Below are 17734 nucleotides of genomic sequence, written 5' to 3'. Positions count from 1 at the left end.
GCGGTGGTGTCGATCAGTGGTGCGGGCTCACCTGGTCCGGGGGAGCAGGCTCTCCACGGTCTTGTCGAGGGCGTCGGTGATCTTCTTGACGCCGTCCGAGACGGGCGTGTTCGGAAGCAGCGTCCCCGTCACGCCGCTGAGCGTCCCGGTGACCCCGGAGACGAGGTCCTTGACGACCGTCGTGGTGGTGGTCGTGATCAGCGGCTGGTCCCGGGGCACGACCTTGCTGGTGCCCAGGGAGCCGTCCTCGGTTCCCGGCTGGCCGGCCTCCGGCGCGGGCGCCTGCCCGGTGCCGCCGCCCGGGGTCGGGACGGGGACCAGGGGGTTGACCTGCTCGGGCACCTTGCCGGCGCCCGCCTCGGCCTTCTTGGTCAGCTGCCTGATCCGCTCGGCCTCTGCTGCGTCGAACTCGGCCTGGACCCGGCTCGCCGGCCGTGCGAGCAGGTCCTCGACGGTGGCGGCTCCCGCGCCGGCACTGAGGCTGCCGGGAGGGACGAGGGGCTGCTCGGGACCGCAGGACTTGCACAGCACCCGCGCCTGCTGGTCGATGTCGGCCAGGGTGTCCGCCGCGTCCACCAGGACCGAGCTCGTCGGGGCGTCCGAGAGCGCGGCGAGCTCCCCCATCTGGGCGGTGGTGAAGGTGCGGACCGCGGAGATGTCGGCCGGGTCGCCGGTGGCCTGGTAGGCCTTGAACAGGTTGTCCGAGCCGGCGTCGGCACTCCTGCGGAAGGAGTCGACGGTGGTGGTGATCAGGGTGGTGTCGGGACGGGAAGCCCGCTGCAGGGCCGCCACCTCGTCGAGCCGGGTGGACGCCTGGTCCAGCAGGGCGCGGCCCTTGGCGGCCTCGCTGAACCGGACCGCGGTGCTGGCCGTCTCGATCCCGCGTTTCACCGGATAGAGCGTCTCGCCGGGCACCGAGCCGTTGGCAGCCGCGGCCATGCCGGCGGTGCCGCCGACGATGACCAGGGAGGCCGCCAGGGTGCTGATCCGGCGGCGGGCGGCGGAGGGTGCGGCCGGGGCCGGGCGTAGGACGGGGGGCGCGGGAACCAGGTCGGTCTCGGCGGCAGCCATCAGCCGTGAGCGGAGCTCGGCGGCGAAGTCGGTTCGGGGGGTCAGCTCCGGCTGCTCGCGCAGCAGGACGACCGTGTCGAGCAGCTCGGCGTAGCGATCGGCGACGGCGTGGGTGGCCGTTCCTCCGAGGACTTGGTCGAACTCCTCGGCCGCGCGCTGGGCGGGGAAGAGGGGTGTCATGGCTTCGTTCCTGAGCTGTGGAGATTCGTGCGGGGCCGACGGGCCGGGGTGCGGTCCGACGGCGTGCGCGTTGACATCGCTCTCAACGAGGCGTGAAACGCGGAGGTTATGGTGCGCTCGAGGTATCCCGTGGGGTGAGACATTACCGGATCCCCTCGGGCAGCAGCCGTCCCAGATTGCGTACGCCGCGCAGCTGGAGCTGCTTGACCGCACCCGCGCTGCGGCCCAGCACCTCGGCCGTCTCGGCGATGGAGAGGCCCTGCAGGAACCGCATCACCAGGCACTCGCGCTGCTCGGTGGGCAGCTCGGCGAGCGCCGCCAGCAGCGCCTCGTTGGTCAGGGACGCGAGCACCGCCCCCTCCGGCCCGTCGGTGGTGGTGTCGAGGGTGCTCATGTCCTCGGTGGTGCTCTCCAGCCGCGTGCGTCCGGCCTTGAAGTGGTCGGTGGCCAGGTTGCGGGCGATGGTCATCAGCCACGCGCCGAAGTCCTTGCCCTGCCAGCGGAAGGTGCTCATCGAGCGCAGCGCCCGGAAGAACGTCTCCCCGGTGAGGTCCTCGGCCAGCGTCACCGACCCGACGCGGTAGTAGAGGAACCGGTAGACGCTGACGTGGTAGTGGTCGTAGAGCTGCCCGAAGGCCTCCGAGTCACCCTGGCGGGCGAGCTCGACCAGGGCGATCAGGCGAGTGCCCTCGGCCTCGTCCTGGACCGAGGAGGTGGCCAGCTCGGAGTCGTCGTCGTGCCGTCCCGACCGGGGCTGGGGAGCGGTCTGACCCGAGCGCTCGCTGGTCTGGGTCAGCAGCCACGGCGCGGAGCGCGCCACGTCGGGACCCGACGGCCCGGACAGGGTGGCATGGGCCGGGACCGGGAAGCCGGTGGCGAGGTGCGGCAGCACCTGCGCCAGGGCATGCCGCAGCGCGTCAAGACCGCGCTCCAGCTCCTGAATGTCCATACCCATGACCACCGCACCGACCTCGTCGGCTCCCTCCGAGCCAGCCCGATGCTACGCGTCAGTAGCGCGCTTGTGAACAGATTCAACGACCAGTTCCACGCCCTGCGATGACGCGATGTCGCAGGTCAGGTGATCTTCCGCCGGATGGCGGCGCCGGCGGCCACGGTCCCGGCCACGGCCCCGGCGAGGGCGGCGGTGAACACGCCGGCACGGGCGGCCTTGCGGCCGGTGCGGTAGTCGCGGATCCGCCAGCCGTGCTCGCGGGCGTACTCACGCAGGTGGGCGTCGGGGTTGATGGCGCAGGGGTCCCCGACCACGTTGAGCATGGGCAGGTCGTTGTAGGAGTCGGAGTACGCCGAGCAGCGCGCCAGGTCCAGGCCGAACCGCTCGGCCAGCTCCTTGACCGCGACCGCCTTGGCGGAGCCGTGCAGCATCTCCCCGACGAGCTCGCCGGTGTAGACGCCGTCCACGTGCTCGGCCACTGTCCCCAGGGCGCCGGTGAGTCCGAGGCGGCGGGCGATGATCGTGGCGATCTCGATGGGGGCGGCCGTCACCAGCCACACGCGCTGTCCCTGGTCGAGGTGGAGCTGGGCCAGGGCTCGGGTCCCGGGCCAGATCCGGTGGGCCATCCGCTCGTCGAAGATCTCCTCGCCGAGCTGCTCGAGCTCGGCCACGGTGTGGCCGGCGATGAAGGAGAGCGCCGAGGCGCGTGCGTCCGCGACGTGCTCGGGGTCCTCGACCCCGACGATGCGGAAGTAGGCCTGCTTCCAGGCCGCACCGAGGATGTCCTTGGTGGTGAAGAACTCGCGGCGGTGCAGGCCCCGGGCGAGGTGGAAGATCGAGGCGCCCTGCATCACGGTGTTGTCGACGTCGAAGAAGGCGGCGGAGGTGTCGTCGTTCTCCACGCTGAGCGCGCTCTCCACCTCTGCGATGGCCGCAGCGGCCTCTCCGGCGAGCTGTGAGCGGCGCTTGAGGTTGGGCGGGCGTGACGGCGTCCTGCGACCCGGCATGGCGCGCGGCGGGGGAGGGGTCACGCGACCAGAGTAGGGCGTGGGCGGCAGGCGTGGATGTGCGAGACTCACCCGATGGACTCCAACGTCGCGGAGCTGTTGAGCCGTGCGGCCCTCGAGGAGCCGAACAAGACGATCCTGTGCGAGGCGGCGACGGGGCGCACGATCACCTGCAGCGCCCTCGACGAGCTCGTCGACCGGGTCGTGCAGGGTCTCTCGGACGCAGGCATGGTGGCCGGCTACCGGGTGATGGTCGCGACCGGGAACCGGATCGAGTTCGTGGCCGCCTACCTCGGCGCGCTGCGCGCCGGGATGGTCGTCGTACCCGTCAACCCGCGCAGCGCCACCGGTGAGCTGATCCGGATGCTGGCCGACTCCGGCACCCGGATGGTGATCGCCGACCCGTCGACGATCTCCTCGGTGCGCGAGGCGGCGGGAGGTCTGGGAGAGGCGATGGAGGCGGCCGGCTACGAGGCCGCCGCGCGACCGCGGATCGTCACCGTGGGGACCACCCTGGAGCCGGGCGAACGCGGCTGGGACCAGCTCACCGCCACCCGGGGCCGGCCGATGCCCGGACGGGCCGACCCGGAGAGCCTGGCCGTGCTCCTCTACACCAGCGGGACCTCCGGCCGGCCACGAGCCGCGATGCTCTCCCACCGGGCACTGCTCGCGAACGTCGAGCAGGTGGCCCGGGTCGACCCGCCGATGATCACCGGTCGTGACGTGGTGCTCGGGGTGCTGCCCCTGTTCCACGTCTACGGCCTCAACGCCGTGCTGGGACAGGCGCTGCACCAGAAGGCGCGCCTGGTCCTGGTGGACGGGTTCGAGCCGGAGGGCTCCCTGGACATCATCGAGGACGAGGCGATCTCCGTGGTCCCCGTCGCCCCGCCCGTGTTCGCGTACTGGATGCAGGTCCCGGGCCTCGAGGACAGGCTCGGACCCGTGCGGCTGGTGCTCAGCGGCTCGGCGCCGCTGGACCCGGAGCTGACCGCGGCGTTCACCGACCGCACCCGCGTCGCGATCCACCAGGGCTACGGGCTCACCGAGGCGGCGCCGGTGGTGACCTCGACGTTGTGCAGCAAGAACCCCGGCTCACCGCGATCGGTCGGCGCCGCGCTGCCGGGCATCGAGATCAAGCTGGTCGACGAGGACGGTCGGGAGCCGCACGACGAGGACGGCGGCGAGATCCACGTGCGCGGGGACAACCTTTTCTCCGGCTACTGGCCCGACGGGGCCGACGGCCCGGGCCCGGACGGCTGGTGGGCCACGGGGGACGTCGGCTACCTCGACCAGGACGGCGACCTCTACCTCGTGGACCGGCTCAAGGAGCTGGTCATCGTCTCGGGCTTCAACGTCTACCCCAGCGAGGTGGAGGACGTGATCTGCGAGCTGCCGGACGTCGCGGAGGCGGCGGTGATCGGCGTCGAGCACCCGATCACCGGGGAGGCGGTCGTGGCCTACGTGAAGCCGACCGCTGCCGGGGCAAGCGACAACCTCGAGGACGTCGTACGCCGCCACTGCCAGGAGCGACTCGCAGGGTTCAAGCAGCCCTCGCGGATCCACGTCGTCGAAGAGCTCCCCTACACCCCGACCGGGAAGGTGCAGAAGGGCCGCCTGCGGGCGACCGAGCGCCGCCGGGCACTGGGCCTGTTGGAGTGAGGCCGTGAACGCGCGCGTGACGCTCTACGCCAAGCCCGGCTGCCACCTGTGCGAGGACGCCAGGGCCGTGATCGAGCGGGTCTGCGCCGAGGTCGGCACCACCTACGACGAGGTGGACATCACCGGCTCCACCGAGCTGATGGAGACCTACGGCGAGCAGATCCCGGTGACCTTCGTCGACGGCCGGCAGCACGACTTCTGGCGCGTCGACGAGGCCCGCCTGCGCGCCGCACTGACCTGAATCGCCGGCCCGGGGGCGGAGAGTACCCCCGCTGCCATGAGACATCTCACATGTGCTAGGCCATGGACCCGTCTCAGTTTGTTCCCGAGTTCACAAACTCTTAGAGTGCAGAGGTTCGCAACTCTGGAGAGTGTCATTACGTGAGCAGCACCCGAATCCCCGAGGCGACGGTCGCCCGTCTACCGGTCTATCTGCGGGCGCTGAACGCGATGAGCGACGCCGACACCACGACCTGCTCGAGCCTCGAGCTCGCGGCCGCAGCCGGCGTGAACAGCGCCAAGCTGCGCAAGGACCTGTCGCACCTCGGGTCCTACGGCACCCGCGGCGTGGGCTACGACGTGCAGTATCTCCGCTACCAGATCTCGCGCGAGATCGGCCTGACCCAGGACTGGCCCGTGGTCGTCGTGGGGATCGGCAACCTCGGTCACGCGCTCGCGAACTACTCCGGCTTCTCCTCGCGCGGGTTCCGCACGGTCGCACTGCTCGACGCCGACCACAGCCGGCACGGCGAGGTCGTCGCCGGGCTGGAGATCCGCAGCTTCGAGGACCTCGAGCAGGTCGTCGCCGAGCACGGTGTCGGCATCGGCGTGATCGCCACGCCCGCCGTCGCCGCCCAGGATGTCTGCGACCGGATGGTCAGCGCCGGGATCCGCAGCATCCTCAACTTCGCGCCGACGATCCTCTCGGTCCCCGACGGTGTCGACGTACGCCGCGTGGACCTGTCCAGCGAGCTGCAGATCCTCGCCTACCACGAACAACGCAAGACCACCGACCAGGCGCTGGCGCCGGTCGTCGAGCTGACGGAGGACGTGGGATGAGCTCCCTGACGAAGTGCCCGCGCGCGGCGGCCCCTGCCGGGGGTGAGCGATGAGCGTCCTGATCGTGGGCATCTCCCACAAGACCGCCCCCGTCTCGGTGCTCGAGCGGGTGGCGCTCGACGCCGACGGCGTGGACAAGCTGATCCGGCAGATCTCCGACAACGAGCACGTCACCGAGGTCGCGGTGCTCTCCACCTGCAACCGCACCGAGGTCTACGCCGACGTCGACCGGTTCCACGGCAGCGTCGAGGCGATCTCCCGCCTGATCGGTGAGCGGGCGGGGCAGGTCCCCGACGAGATCCTCGAGCACCTCTACGTCCACTACGACGACGGTGCCGTGTCGCACCTGTTCCACGTCGCGTCCGGGCTCGACTCCATGGTGCTCGGCGAGAGCCAGATCCTGGGCCAGACCCGGGAGGCGCTGCGCGCCGGGCAGGACGCCGGCACCATCGGCCCGACCCTGAACGTCCTGTTCCAGCAGGCACTGCGGGTGGGCAAGCGCTCCCACGCCGAGACCGACATCGACCGGGTCGCACCGAGCCTGGTCACCGCCGCGCTGGAGCGGGCTGCGGAGCACGTCGGCGACCTCGCCGGCAAGCACGTCGTGGTGGTCGGCGCGGGCTCGATGGCCAGCCTCACCGTGGCGACCGCGTCCCGTGCGGGTGCCGCCTCGATCGTGGTCGCCAACCGCACCCACGAGCACGCGGAGCGCCTCGCGAAGCAGTACGGCGCCCGGGCGATCCCGCTCGCCGACCTCGTCGCCGAGTCCGGCCCCGTGGACGTGCTCGTCTCGTGCACCGGTGCGACCGGCGTGGTGGTCGACGCCGACTCGCTCTCCGCGCGCCGCTCGGCCACCGCCGGCCCGCTGGCCGTGATCGACCTCGCCCTGCCGCGCGACGTGGACCCGGCCGTCGCCGACCTCCTCGGCGTCCGGCTGATCGCCCTGGACACGCTCGCCGCCGAGCTCGAGGGCGCCCAGGGTGTCGCAGGCGTCGAGGGGGTCCGGGAGATCGTCACCCAGGAGCTCGCCGCCTTCCTGACCGCCCGCAGCGTCAAGAGCGTCACCCCCACGGTGGTCGCCCTGCGGACCATGGCGACCGGTGTGGTGGAGGCCGAGCTGGGCAGGCTGGCCACCCGGCTGCCCGACCTCGACGACGACAGCCGCGCCGAGGTGGAGAAGGCGATCCGCCGCGTGGCGGAGAAGCTCCTCCACCAGCCGACCGTGCGGGTCAAGGAGCTGGCGAACCACACCGGGGCGGTCTCCTACGCCGCCGCGCTGGCCGAGCTCTTCGCCCTCGACGCGGACGCGGTCGAGGCCGTCACCAGGCCGGGGACGCCGATATGAGCCCGCAGACCGGTGCACCGGTGACCCCCGAGACCACTTCCGAGATGAGCCCCGCCACGGCGACCCCGGGCACGGCCATCCGGATCGGCACGCGCGCGTCCAACCTGGCCCGGACCCAGACCGGGCACGTGGCGGCTGCCCTCACCGCGGCCACCGGCCTGCCCACCGAGCTGGTGCTGATCCGCACCGAGGGTGACGTCTCCACCGCGCCGCTCGCCTCGATGGGCGGCACCGGGGTGTTCGTGAGCGCGCTGCGCGAGGCGCTGCTGCGCGGCGAGGTCGACGTGGCCGTGCACTCCCTCAAGGACCTGCCGACCACCCCTGCCGAGGGGATCGTCCTGGCCGCCGTACCCGTGCGCGAGGACCCTCGGGACGTGGTCGTGGCCCGGGACGGGCTCACGCTCGCGGAGCTGCCGACCGGCTCCCGGGTCGGCACCGGTGCACCTCGCCGGGTGGCCCAGCTCGAGGCGCTGGGTCTCGGGATCGACATCGTCGGAGTCCGCGGCAACGTGGACGGCCGACTGCGCAAGGTGGCCTCCGGGGAGCTCGACGCCGTCGTGCTCGCCCGCGCCGGCATGGCCCGCCTGGGCCGGGCCGGGGAGGCGACCGAGGTGCTCGACCCGCTGCAGGTTCTGCCCGCACCGGGTCAGGGCGCACTGGCGGTGGAGTGCCGTGCCGGCGTCGAGCTGGTCTCCACCCTGCGCGAAGCGTTGGACGACCCGGGCACCAGGGCCTGTGTCGAGGCGGAGCGGGCCCTGCTCGCCGAGCTCGAGGCGGGGTGCTCGGCCCCGGTCGGCGCCCTCGCCGAAGTTGCCGAGGGAGACCTCGGTGACGAACTGTGGATGCGGGCGGTGGCGCTGTCCTTCGACGGCACCTTGTCCGTACGCCGCTCCGCTTCTGGACCTCTCGAGGACCCCATCGGCCTGGGGCAGAAGCTCGCCGCCGAGATGCTGGCCGACGGCGCGGCCGAACTGATCAATGCGACAACCCCCACCGACGACGTAGCAAGAAGGCGATCGTGACCAACCAGAACACGTCCAGCACTCCCACCCCCGGCGTCCGCCCGGTGAAGTGGGTCTCCTTCGTCGGCAGCGGCCCCGGTGACCCGGGCCTGCTCACGGTTCGCGCCGTGGAGCTGATCCGTGACGCGGAGGTGGTGATCACCGAGGTGGCCGGCCACGAGGAGCTGGTCCGGGGCGTCCTCGGACTGCCCCCGGTCTTCGAGGGCGAGGAGTCCGGCGAGGAGCCCGAGGTGGCGACCGGCCCGGTCTTCGTCGACGGTGGCTTCGGCGAGGACGGCCAGCCGCTGACGCACGCTGCCCGCGCCAAGGTGGTCGTGCGCGCGGCCAAGTCCGGCAAGCGCGTCGTGCGCCTGATGGCCGGTGACCCCTTCCTCTACGCCTCCGGGCCCGAGGAGGCGCAGGCCTGCACCAAGGTCGGCATCGGCTTCGAGATCGTCCCTGGCGTGTCCTCGGTCAGCGCCGTGCCGACGTACGCCGGCATCCCGCTGACCACCAAGAACCACCGCGAGGTGGCCGTGGTGACCTGCAGCGACGCCAAGATCGACTGGGACTGCTACGCCTCCCACGACACCCTGGTGCTCCTCTCGGCGGTCGGATCCATCGGCGAGATCGCCACGCAGCTCATCGCTTCCGGCCGGTCCGCCCAGACCCCGGTGGCGATGACCTCGACCGGCACGGTGACCACCCAGCACACGGTCGTCTCCACGCTGGAGCACATCGCCGCCGACGCCCGCGACGGTGGCATCAAGCCGCCGGCGATCACGGTCATCGGCCAGGTCGTCGACCTGCGCGAGACGCTGTCGTGGTTCGAGACCAAGCCGCTGTTCGGCTGGCGTGTGCTCGTGCCCCGCACCAAGGAGCAGGCCGCCGGGCTCTCCACGCGGCTGCGCGGCTTCGGTGCGGTGCCCGAGGAGGTCCCGACCATCTCGGTCGAGCCGCCCCGCAACCCCCAGCAGATGGACAAGGCCGTGCGCGGCCTCGTCGAGGGCCGCTACGAGTGGATCGCGTTCACCTCGGTCAACGCGGTGCGCGCCGTGCGCGAGAAGTTCGAGGAGTACGGCCTCGACGCCCGCGCGTTCTCCGGCCTGAAGATCGCCGCCGTCGGCGAGAAGACCGCGGCCGCGCTCGGCGACTGGGGCCTGAACTCCGACCTGGTGCCCTCCGGTGAGCAGTCCGCCCGCGGGCTGCTCGAGGACTGGCCTCCCTACGACGACGTGCTCGACCCGATCAACCGGGTCTTCCTGCCGCGCGCCGACATCGCCACCGAGACCCTCGTCGCCGGCCTGGTCGACCTGGGCTGGGAGGTCGACGACGTGACCGCGTACCGCACCGTGCGTGCGGCCCCGCCGCCCGCGCCCACGCGCGAGGCGATCAAGAGCGGCAAGTTCGACGCCGTCGTGTTCACCTCGTCCTCGACGGTGCGCAACCTGGTCGGGATCGCCGGCAAGCCGCACACCTCGACGATCATCGCGGTGATCGGTCCCGCCACCGCCAAGACGGCCGAGGAGCACGGGCTGCGCGTCGACGTGCTCGCCCCGAACCCGTCGGTGGAGGAGCTGGTGGACGCCCTCGCGGACTTCGGCGCCGCCCGCCGGGCCTCGCTGGTCGAGTCGGGTCAGCAGGTGACCAAGCCGTCCGACCGCCGCCCGGCGACCCGGCGCAAGGTCCGCACCCAGTGAGCGCGGGGCGGCTCTGATGCCGGGCTTCCCGGAGACCCGGCCGCGCCGGTTGCGGCGTACGCCGGCAATGCGACGCCTGGTCTCCGAGACGACCCTGCGTCCCAGCCAGCTGGTGCTGCCCCTGTTCGTGGCCGAGGACGCCACGGAGCCGCGGGAGATCTCGAGCATGCCCGGGGTCTTCCAGCACACCCGTGACTCGCTGAAGAAGGTCGCCAACGACGCCGCCGAGGCGGGGCTGGGTGGCGTGATGCTGTTCGGCCTCCCGGCCGAGAAGGACGCCGTCGGCTCGGGTGCCGTTGACCCCTCGGGGATCCTCAACCTCGCCATCACCGACGTGGTCGCCGAGGTGGGCGACGAGCTCACCGTGATGTCCGACCTGTGCCTCGACGAGTTCACCGACCACGGCCACTGCGGCGTGCTGGATCCTGACGGCTGGGTCGACAACGACCGCACCCTGGAGATCTACGCCGAGATGGCGCGGGCCCAGGCCTCCGCCGGGGTCGACCTCGTCGGCCCGAGCGGGATGATGGACGGCCAGGTCGGGGCGATCCGCAAGGCGCTCGACGACGAGCAGCACTCCGGCGTCGGCATCATCGCCTACTCCGCGAAGTACGCCTCGGCGTTCTACGGCCCGTTCCGCGAGGCGGTGAACTCCTCGCTCCAGGGAGACCGGCGCACCTACCAGCAGGACTCCGCGAACTCCCGCGAGGGCGTGCGCGAGGCGCTGCTCGACGTCGCCGAGGGCGCGGACATCGTGATGGTGAAGCCGGCGCTGAGCTACCTCGACGTGGTCTCCGCCGTGCGCGAGGCGGTCCCGGTCCCCGTGGCGGCGTACAACATCTCCGGTGAGTACTCCATGGTCGAGGCCGCCGCCGCCCACGGCTGGATCGAGCGCGACGCCGCGGTCCTCGAGGTGCTCACCTCGATCCGCCGCGCCGGCGCCGACGTGATCCTCACCTACTGGGCCCTCGACGCCGCCCGGATGCTGCACGCCTGAGTGTTCGCTGCAGTCCGGGTAGTCCGAGACAGTTCCGTTCCGTTTCGTCCGGTACGACGACGGAACCGTCTCGGACTATCCCGCCAGCAGGGGAGTGTCGGTGCACCGGCGGCAGCGGTGTCGGCCGGCTCGCGGATAGTTGCATCGTGACCACCTCGGAGGCTCCGCAACCCACGGTCCGCGCGGCGCTCACCTCGCCGCGGTTGCTGCGCACCGAGGTGCTGGCCGGCCTGGTGGTGGCGCTGGCGCTGATCCCCGAGGCGATCGCGTTCTCGGTGATCGCCGGGGTGGACCCCCGGGTGGGGCTGTTCGCATCGTTCACGATGGCGGTCTCGATCTCGTTCCTCGGCGGCCGGCCGGCGATGATCTCGGCGGCGACGGGCGCGGTCGCCCTGGTGATCGCCCCGGTGATGCGCGAGCACGGGTTCGACTACCTGATCGCCACCGTGCTCCTCGCCGGCGTGCTGCAGATCCTCCTCGCGGTCGCCGGGGTGGCCAGGCTGATGCGGTTCGTGCCGCGCTCGGTGATGGTCGGCTTCGTCAACGCGCTCGCGATCCTGGTCCTCCTCGCCCAGCTCCCGCAGCTGGTCGACGTGCCGTGGCCGGTCTACCCGATGGTCCTGGCCGGACTGGTGATCCTGGTCGGGCTGCCCCGGCTGAGCACGGCGGTCCCCGCGCCGCTGGTGGCGATCGTGCTGCTCACCGTGGTCACGGTGGTGGCCGCGGTCGACGTACCGGACGTGGGCGGCGAGGGTGCGCTCCCGGACAGCCTGCCCGGGCTGTTCCTGCCAGACGTTCCGCTCGAGCTGGAGACGCTGCGGATCATCGCGCCGTACGCCCTCGGGATGGCACTGGTCGGGCTGATGGAGTCGCTGATGACCGCCAAGCTCGTCGACGACATCACCGACACCCGCTCGGGCAAGACCCGGGAGGCGTGGGGGCAAGGTGCCGCCAACCTGGTCACGGGGTTCCTCGGCGGCATGGGCGGCTGCGCCGTGGTCGGGCAGACGATGATGAACGTGAAGGTCTCCGGTGCCCGCACGCGGCTCTCCACGTTCCTGGCCGGGGTGTTCCTGCTGGTCCTGGTGGTGGTCCTCGGCGACCTGGTCGCCCTGATCCCGATGGCCGCGCTGGTCGCGGTGATGGTGATGGTCTCGGTGGCCACCTTCGACTGGCACAGCATCTCGCCGCGGACCCTGCGCCGGATGCCGCTGAGCGAGACCGGGGTGATGCTGGCCACCGTGGTCGTGACCGTGGCCACCGAGAACCTCGCGATCGGGGTGGTGTTCGGGGTGCTCACCGCGATGGTGATGTTCGCGCGCCGGGTGGCGCACTTCACCGAGGTGATCGACGTCTCCACCGACGCCGACACCCGGGTCTACAAGGTGGTGGGGGAGCTGTTCTTCGCCTCCAGCAACGACCTGGTGCACCAGTTCGACTACGCCGGGGACCCCGACCACGTGGTCATCGACATGTCCGAGTCCCACATCTGGGACGCCTCCACGGTCGCGACCCTGGACGCGATCGAGACGAAGTACGCCGCCCGGGGCAAGCGGGTCGAGATCCGGGGTCTGAACCAGGCCAGCCTGGACCGGCACCAGCGGCTCGCCGGGAAGCTCGGCGGGAGCTGAGGCGACACGACCAGGGCCCGGACGCGAGGAACCCCCGGTCGCCGGACCGGGGGTTCCTCGATTCTCGAAGCTGACTCCGGTCAGTACCCGTAGCGGGACATGCAGCCCGCGTAGCTCGCCTTCTGCTTGGGCAGCAGCAGCCCGGCGAGCGACTTCACACCGACCTCGACCAGGCACAGGGTGCTGGCGGCGGCCCGGGAGATCTGGTCCTTGATCTCCGGCGCGGTGGTGGGCGCCTTGGTGGGCGGGGTGAGCGTGCCCTTGAGCGCCTCGCCGACCTCGTTGGCGTTGTTCTTCTGCTGATCGGCGTGCTCCTTGAGCGCCGTACCGGCGCCGGTGTTGGTGCTGCCGCCCGGCAGAGGGCTGGAGCCGTTGCCGTTGCCTGGAGCGGAGCCGTTGGTGTCGCCACCGCTGCTGCCGGTGCCACCGGTGCCGCTGGACCCCGAACCCGAGCCGGTGCTGCCGGGCTTGTAGGTGCCGTTGGCGATCGCTTCCCGCTTCTCCTTGGCAGCCTTGGCCTTGCGCTGCTTGGCGACCTTGTAGGACTTGTCGATCTGCGAGGAGTAGCTCGGCGAGAACGTGCTGCCGCCGTAGGTGCCCGAGGGGACCGCGGTGTAGTCGCCGGAGCTGTAGGACTCCATCAGGCGCAGCACGAGGTTCACGTAGTCGCGGCTGTGGTTGTAGCGGAAGACGGCCGTCTCCTGGCCCTTGCGGGTGGACAGGTTGTCCGTGCCCGAGCACAGGTAGACCGACGTGGCCAGCGCGGCGTCGTCGATGTCCTGGGGGTTGCGCTTGGAGTCGCCGTCGGCGTCGACCTTCACGACCTGCCAGGTCGAGGGGATGAACTGCATCGGGCCCACGGCACGGTCGTAGACGGTGTCGTTGTCGAGCTCGCCGCCGTCGGTGTCGTTGATCGCCTGGGTGCCGTTCTTGCCGTTCAGGGGGATGCCGTAGATGCCGGGCTTGGAGACGCCGTCCTCGGTCAGCGTGTTGCCGCCGTACCGCCCGTGGTCGGACTCGACCCGACCGATCGCCGCGATCAGCTCCCACGGGATGTTGCAGGACTTGTCGGCGGCGGCGATGATCTGGGCGCCGCGCTGGTAGGCGGCGAGCGCGGGGGCCGGGATGCCGTTGCTGGAGGCGCCGCTCACCACGGAGTCGGCCGAGCCCTCGGGGACCGCGGGGGCGATCACGCCGGGGACCGGCACGCTGGCCGGCACCTCGATGGCGTCATTGGGGACCGTGGTCCCGTCGGGGAGCGGGGCCCCTTCGGCGGAGCTGTTCGCGGTGGCGGTGGCGCTCATCAGGCTCGCCGTCCAGGCCCCGGACAGCAGGGCGATCGGCAGCAGGGTCAGTGCCTTGCTCCGGCGCGACATGGGCTTGCTCGTCATTGGTCTGCTCTCTCCCCTGGTGAATCACGTGTCGCGGACTCCCCCGAGCCGTTCCGACAGGTGGTCCAACGACCATTCCCACCCGGCGTCACGGTGAAACTTTGCGTGTGACCCAGATCACATCCGACAACCGCCCACGCGGCCTCCGGGCGGCACGGCCCTCAGGTTAGGACTGGAGCCTGTTGCAGTAAATGGTTGTTCGGGAGGATTTCACCTGTTGTCCAGATCACCCTCAGGCAGGCAATTGGTGAGCGGTTGGGCGGTCGGGGAGAATACGGGGGTGCCCGCGTCCGTCACCCCTTCCTCCGCCAGTCCCGCGACCCAGTCCGCCGACTGGTTCCAGCGTGCCCACCGCGTCACCCCGGGAGGCGTGAACTCCCCGGTCAGGGCGTTCAACGCCGTCGGCGGGACGCCGCGTTTCATGGCCTCGGGAGCCGGTGCCTGGCTGCGCGACGTCGACGGCAACGAGTACGTCGACCTGATCTGCTCCTGGGGCCCGATGCTGATGGGGCACGCCCACCCCGACGTGCAGACCGCCGTCCTGAACGCGGTGGCCCGCGGCACGTCGTACGGCACCCCCACCCGGCCCGAGGTCGAGCTCGCCGAGGAGATCGTGGCGCGCACCTCCGTGGAGCGGGTGCGCCTGGTCTCGTCGGGGACCGAGGCCACCATGTCGGCGATCAGGCTGGCCCGCGGCTTCACCGGCCGTGAGCTGGTGGTGAAGTTCGCCGGCTGCTACCACGGCCACGTCGACTCCCTGCTCGCCGAGGCCGGGTCCGGTCTGGCCACCCACGGGGACACCCATGGGTTCGAGGGCGCCGTGCCGGGTACGCCCGGCGTGCCCGCCGCCTCCACCGCGGCCACGCTGGTGCTGCCCTACAACGACCGTGAGGCCGTCGAGGCGGCCTTCGCCGAGCGCGGCTCCGAGATCGCCTGCCTGATCACCGAGGCCTCGCCCGGCAACATGGGTGTGGTCCCGCCCGAGCCCGGCTTCAACCAGTTCCTCGCCGAGACCTGCGCCATGCACGGGGCCCTGTTCGTCTCCGACGAGGTGATGACCGGCTTCCGCGTCTCGCGCCAGGGTCAGTGGGGCCTCGACGGCGCCCGCGAGGGCTGGCAGCCCGACCTGGTCACCTTCGGCAAGGTGATGGGCGGCGGCTTCCCGGCAGCTGCCTTCGGCGGTCGCGCCGACGTGATGGGGATGCTCTCGCCGGACGGGCCGGTCTACCAGGCCGGGACGCTCTCGGGGAACCCGGTCGCGACCACCGCCGGCCTGGCCACCCTGCGTCTGGCCACCGACGAGGTGTACGCCCAGATCGACGAGGCGGCCCGCACCCTGTCCTCCGCGGCCGGCGACGCGTTGACCCGGGCCGGCGTACCGCACGTCGTGCAGGCCGGCGGCAACATGTTCAGCGTCTTCCTCGGCATCGAGTCGGGACCGGTCCGCGACTTCGCCGAGGCCTCGCAGCAGGACACCGGGGCCTACGGGGCGTTCTTCCACTCCATGCTGGACCAGGGCGTCTACCTCCCGCCGAGCGCCTACGAGGCCTGGTTCCTCTCCGCCGCCCACGACGAGCGTGCGCTGCAGCACGTGATCGACGCGCTCCCGGCGGCGGCCGAGGCCGCCGCGCGGGTCTCGACAGGCTCGACCAGCACGTCGACCGGACCGACCAGTGCTCCAGAAGGGACTGACCGTTCGTGAAGACCGTCGTCCACCTCCTCCGTCACGGAGAGGTGCACAACCCCCAGGGCATCCTCTACGGGCGCTCGGGTGGCTACCACCTCTCCGAGCGCGGAAACGCGATGGCCGAGCGGGTGGCCGAGCGGATCGGCCACCGCGACATCACCCACATCGTCTCCTCCCCGCTGGAGCGGGCCCAGGAGACCGCGGCGCCGCTGGCCGCCGTACGCGGGCTCACCGTGGAGCTCGACCCCCGGGTGATCGAGTCGGGCAACATCTTCGAGGGCAGCCCGTTCCGGGTCCGCAGCTCGATCCTGCGCAAGCCGCAGGTCTGGACGAAGATGCTCAACCCGTTGCGGCCCTCGTGGGGCGAGCCCTACAAGGAGGTCGTCGCGCGGATGTGGTCCGCGGTCGAGGACGCCCGGGACGCCGCCCGGGGCCACGAGGCGGTGATCGTCTCCCACCAGCTGCCGATCTGGGTCACGCGGCTCAAGGCCGAGGGGCGCGGCTTCCTGCACGACCCCCGCAAGCGCCACTGCACCCTGGCCAGCGTCACCTCGTTCACCTTCGAGGACGACAAGCTGGTCAGCGTGGGCTACTCCGAGCCGGCCGGTGACCTGATCCCGGTCGCCGACCGCAACAAGGCGTTCTCCTCGGGAGGCGCCGACGACCCGGAGGCGCTTCCGGAGCCTCCGTCGGAATCCCGTTCCTGAGGTGCGTGCCCCCGTTCGTCTCCTGCTCGCCGTGCTGTTCCTGGCATCGGTCGTCTCTGCCTGCGGTGGCTCGACCGGCACCGGCGACAAGGGCTACGTCAGCGGCTCCGGCATCACCCGCCTGCCTGCCGATGAGCGCAAGAAGCCCGGTGAGGTCTCCGGCACCACCCTGGAGGGCAAGGAGGTCTCGCTGGACCAGTACGCCGGCAAGGTCGTCGTGCTCAACGTCTGGGGCTCCTGGTGCGCCCCGTGCCGCAAGGAGGCCCCGGCGCTGTCCGGCGCCGCACGGGAGCTCGGGGACGAGGTCGCGTTCCTCGGCGTGAACACCCGAGACTCCAGCCCCGAGCTGGGCCTGGCCTTCGAGCGCCGGTTCGAGGTCCCCTACCCCTCGCTCTACGACCCCTCCGGTCGCACCCTGCTCGCCTTCCGGGGCACGCTGCCGCCCAGCGCGATCCCGAGCACTGTGGTGATCGACGCGCAGGGCCGCGTGGCCGCGAGCGTGCTCGGCGCCATCCCCACCCAGCAGACCCTCGTCGACCTGATCCGGGACGTGCAGAAGTGACCCAAGAAGTGATGGGGCTGCTCCTTCCGCTCGATCTCGGGGACTGGTTCGCGAGCACTGCGAACAACGGCACCCTGCTGCTCGCGGTCCCGGTGGCGCTGCTCGCCGGGCTGGTCTCGTTCTTCTCCCCGTGCGTGGTGCCGCTGCTGCCCGGCTACCTCTCCTACGCGACCGGGCTCTCCGGCGCCGACCTCGCGGACGCCCGTCGCGGCCGGATGCTGGCGGGGTCGCTGCTGTTCGTGCTCGGGTTCTCGTTCGTGTTCGTCTCCTTCGGCACCCTGTTCGGGGCCGTGGGGGAGTGGCTGTTCACCTACGAGCGGCAGATCACCATCGCGCTGGGCAGCCTGACCATCCTGCTCGGCCTGGTGTTCCTCGGGGTGGTGCCGTGGATGCAGCGCGACTGGCGCGTCCACAAGGTCCCCTCGGTCGGCCTGGTGGCCGCTCCCTTGCTGGGGGTGCTGTTCGGCCTCGGCTGGGCGCCCTGCATCGGGCCGACGCTGAGCGCGGTCCTCGCCCTCTCGGTCAACGAGGCCTCCGCCGGCCGCGGGGCGCTGCTGAGCTTCGTGTACTGCCTCGGCCTGGGCCTACCGTTCATCGCCGCCGCACTGGCCTACCGCCGGATGCTCGGCACCATCGGCTGGGTGCGGCGCCACCAGCGGTGGGTGACCGCGTTCGGCGGGTTGATGCTGGTCGTCGTGGGCCTGCTGCTGGTCACCGGCTGGTGGGCCGAGATGGTCGGCTGGATCCAGACCTGGTTCTTCCCCAACTTCGAGTCAGGGGTCTAG

The 17734-nt window shown here is 71.5% G+C and carries 16 protein-coding genes; 12 read left to right on the top strand and 4 right to left on the bottom strand.

The window, feature by feature from the left end; all coding sequences use genetic code 11:
• Positions 1 to 27 precede the first annotated feature (27 nt).
• The 3 genes from AC4BGB_RS10195 to AC4BGB_RS10185 form a co-directional block, all read right to left on the bottom strand.
• Entirely contained in the window at positions 28 to 1251 is a 1224-nt protein-coding gene (locus AC4BGB_RS10195; protein ID WP_490546663.1) for a DUF5667 domain-containing protein, read from the bottom strand.
• A gap of 142 nt (positions 1252 to 1393) precedes the next feature.
• Entirely contained in the window at positions 1394 to 2206 is an 813-nt protein-coding gene (locus AC4BGB_RS10190) for a sigma-70 family RNA polymerase sigma factor (RefSeq protein WP_490546662.1), read from the bottom strand.
• Positions 2207 to 2325: 119 nt separating this feature from the next.
• Positions 2326 to 3234, bottom strand: a complete 909-nt coding sequence (locus tag AC4BGB_RS10185; RefSeq protein ID WP_490546661.1) for an HAD family hydrolase — start codon at positions 3232 to 3234, stop codon at positions 2326 to 2328.
• A 51-nt stretch (positions 3235 to 3285) separates the two neighbouring features.
• Between AC4BGB_RS10185 and AC4BGB_RS10180 the strand changes: the two genes are divergently transcribed.
• The 8 genes from AC4BGB_RS10180 (at position 3286) to AC4BGB_RS10145 (ending at position 12602) form a co-directional block, all read left to right on the top strand.
• Entirely contained in the window at positions 3286 to 4869 is a 1584-nt protein-coding gene (locus AC4BGB_RS10180) for a class I adenylate-forming enzyme family protein (protein ID WP_490546660.1), read from the top strand.
• Positions 4870 to 4873: 4 nt separating this feature from the next.
• Complete coding sequence (locus AC4BGB_RS10175) at positions 4874 to 5110, top strand: glutaredoxin family protein (RefSeq protein ID WP_490546659.1); 237 nt, start codon at positions 4874 to 4876, stop codon at positions 5108 to 5110.
• A 140-nt stretch (positions 5111 to 5250) separates the two neighbouring features.
• A complete protein-coding gene (locus tag AC4BGB_RS10170) occupies positions 5251 to 5928 on the top strand; it encodes a redox-sensing transcriptional repressor Rex (protein ID WP_490546658.1) in 678 nt (225 codons plus the stop codon).
• Positions 5929 to 5977: 49 nt separating this feature from the next.
• Positions 5978 to 7273 (top strand): glutamyl-tRNA reductase, encoded by a 1296-nt coding sequence (locus tag AC4BGB_RS10165; RefSeq protein WP_490546657.1) that lies wholly within the window; start codon positions 5978 to 5980, stop codon positions 7271 to 7273.
• A 44-nt stretch (positions 7274 to 7317) separates the two neighbouring features.
• Positions 7318 to 8295 (top strand): hydroxymethylbilane synthase, encoded by a 978-nt coding sequence (gene hemC / locus AC4BGB_RS10160; RefSeq protein WP_490546810.1) that lies wholly within the window; start codon positions 7318 to 7320, stop codon positions 8293 to 8295.
• Complete coding sequence (locus AC4BGB_RS10155; protein WP_490546656.1) at positions 8292 to 9974, top strand: bifunctional uroporphyrinogen-III C-methyltransferase/uroporphyrinogen-III synthase; 1683 nt, start codon at positions 8292 to 8294, stop codon at positions 9972 to 9974. Before hemC ends, AC4BGB_RS10155 begins: the two co-directional genes overlap by 4 nt.
• 16 nt (positions 9975 to 9990) lie before the next feature.
• Positions 9991 to 10971 (top strand): porphobilinogen synthase, encoded by a 981-nt coding sequence (gene hemB / locus AC4BGB_RS10150; protein WP_490546655.1) that lies wholly within the window; start codon positions 9991 to 9993, stop codon positions 10969 to 10971.
• Between the two features lie 146 nt (positions 10972 to 11117).
• The gene (locus tag AC4BGB_RS10145; protein WP_490546654.1) at positions 11118 to 12602 is read left to right on the top strand and encodes a SulP family inorganic anion transporter; all 1485 of its coding nucleotides are present in this window, start codon (positions 11118 to 11120) and stop codon (positions 12600 to 12602) included.
• 80 nt (positions 12603 to 12682) lie between these two features.
• On the opposite strand, the gene AC4BGB_RS10140 is transcribed toward AC4BGB_RS10145, so the two are convergent.
• Positions 12683 to 13993 carry a lytic transglycosylase domain-containing protein gene (locus tag AC4BGB_RS10140; RefSeq protein ID WP_490546653.1) on the bottom strand — a complete coding sequence of 437 codons (1311 nt, stop codon included), beginning with the start codon at positions 13991 to 13993 and terminating at the stop codon, positions 12683 to 12685.
• A gap of 280 nt (positions 13994 to 14273) precedes the next feature.
• Here AC4BGB_RS10140 and hemL point away from each other — a divergent pair, with 280 nt between their 5' ends.
• The 4 genes from hemL to AC4BGB_RS10120 are packed head-to-tail and all read left to right on the top strand — an operon-like array spanning position 14274 to position 17734.
• Positions 14274 to 15695, top strand: coding sequence for a glutamate-1-semialdehyde 2,1-aminomutase (gene hemL, locus AC4BGB_RS10135; RefSeq protein ID WP_490546652.1), 1422 nt, complete (start codon positions 14274 to 14276; stop codon positions 15693 to 15695).
• Positions 15692 to 16387, top strand: coding sequence for a histidine phosphatase family protein (locus AC4BGB_RS10130; protein WP_490546651.1), 696 nt, complete (start codon positions 15692 to 15694; stop codon positions 16385 to 16387). Before hemL ends, AC4BGB_RS10130 begins: the two co-directional genes overlap by 4 nt.
• A 1-nt stretch (position 16388) precedes the next feature.
• Entirely contained in the window at positions 16389 to 16949 is a 561-nt protein-coding gene (locus tag AC4BGB_RS10125; RefSeq protein ID WP_490546650.1) for a TlpA disulfide reductase family protein, read from the top strand.
• Between the two features lie 11 nt (positions 16950 to 16960).
• Positions 16961 to 17734: a cytochrome c biogenesis CcdA family protein gene (locus AC4BGB_RS10120; RefSeq protein ID WP_490546809.1), complete on the top strand. Its 774-nt coding sequence runs from the start codon at positions 16961 to 16963 to the stop codon at positions 17732 to 17734.

It is taken from the genome of Nocardioides sp. Z30_9, from assembly GCF_058215735.1.
The sequence above is the reverse complement of the archived record's forward strand: the minus strand, read 5'-3'. Positions and strand labels throughout refer to the sequence as shown.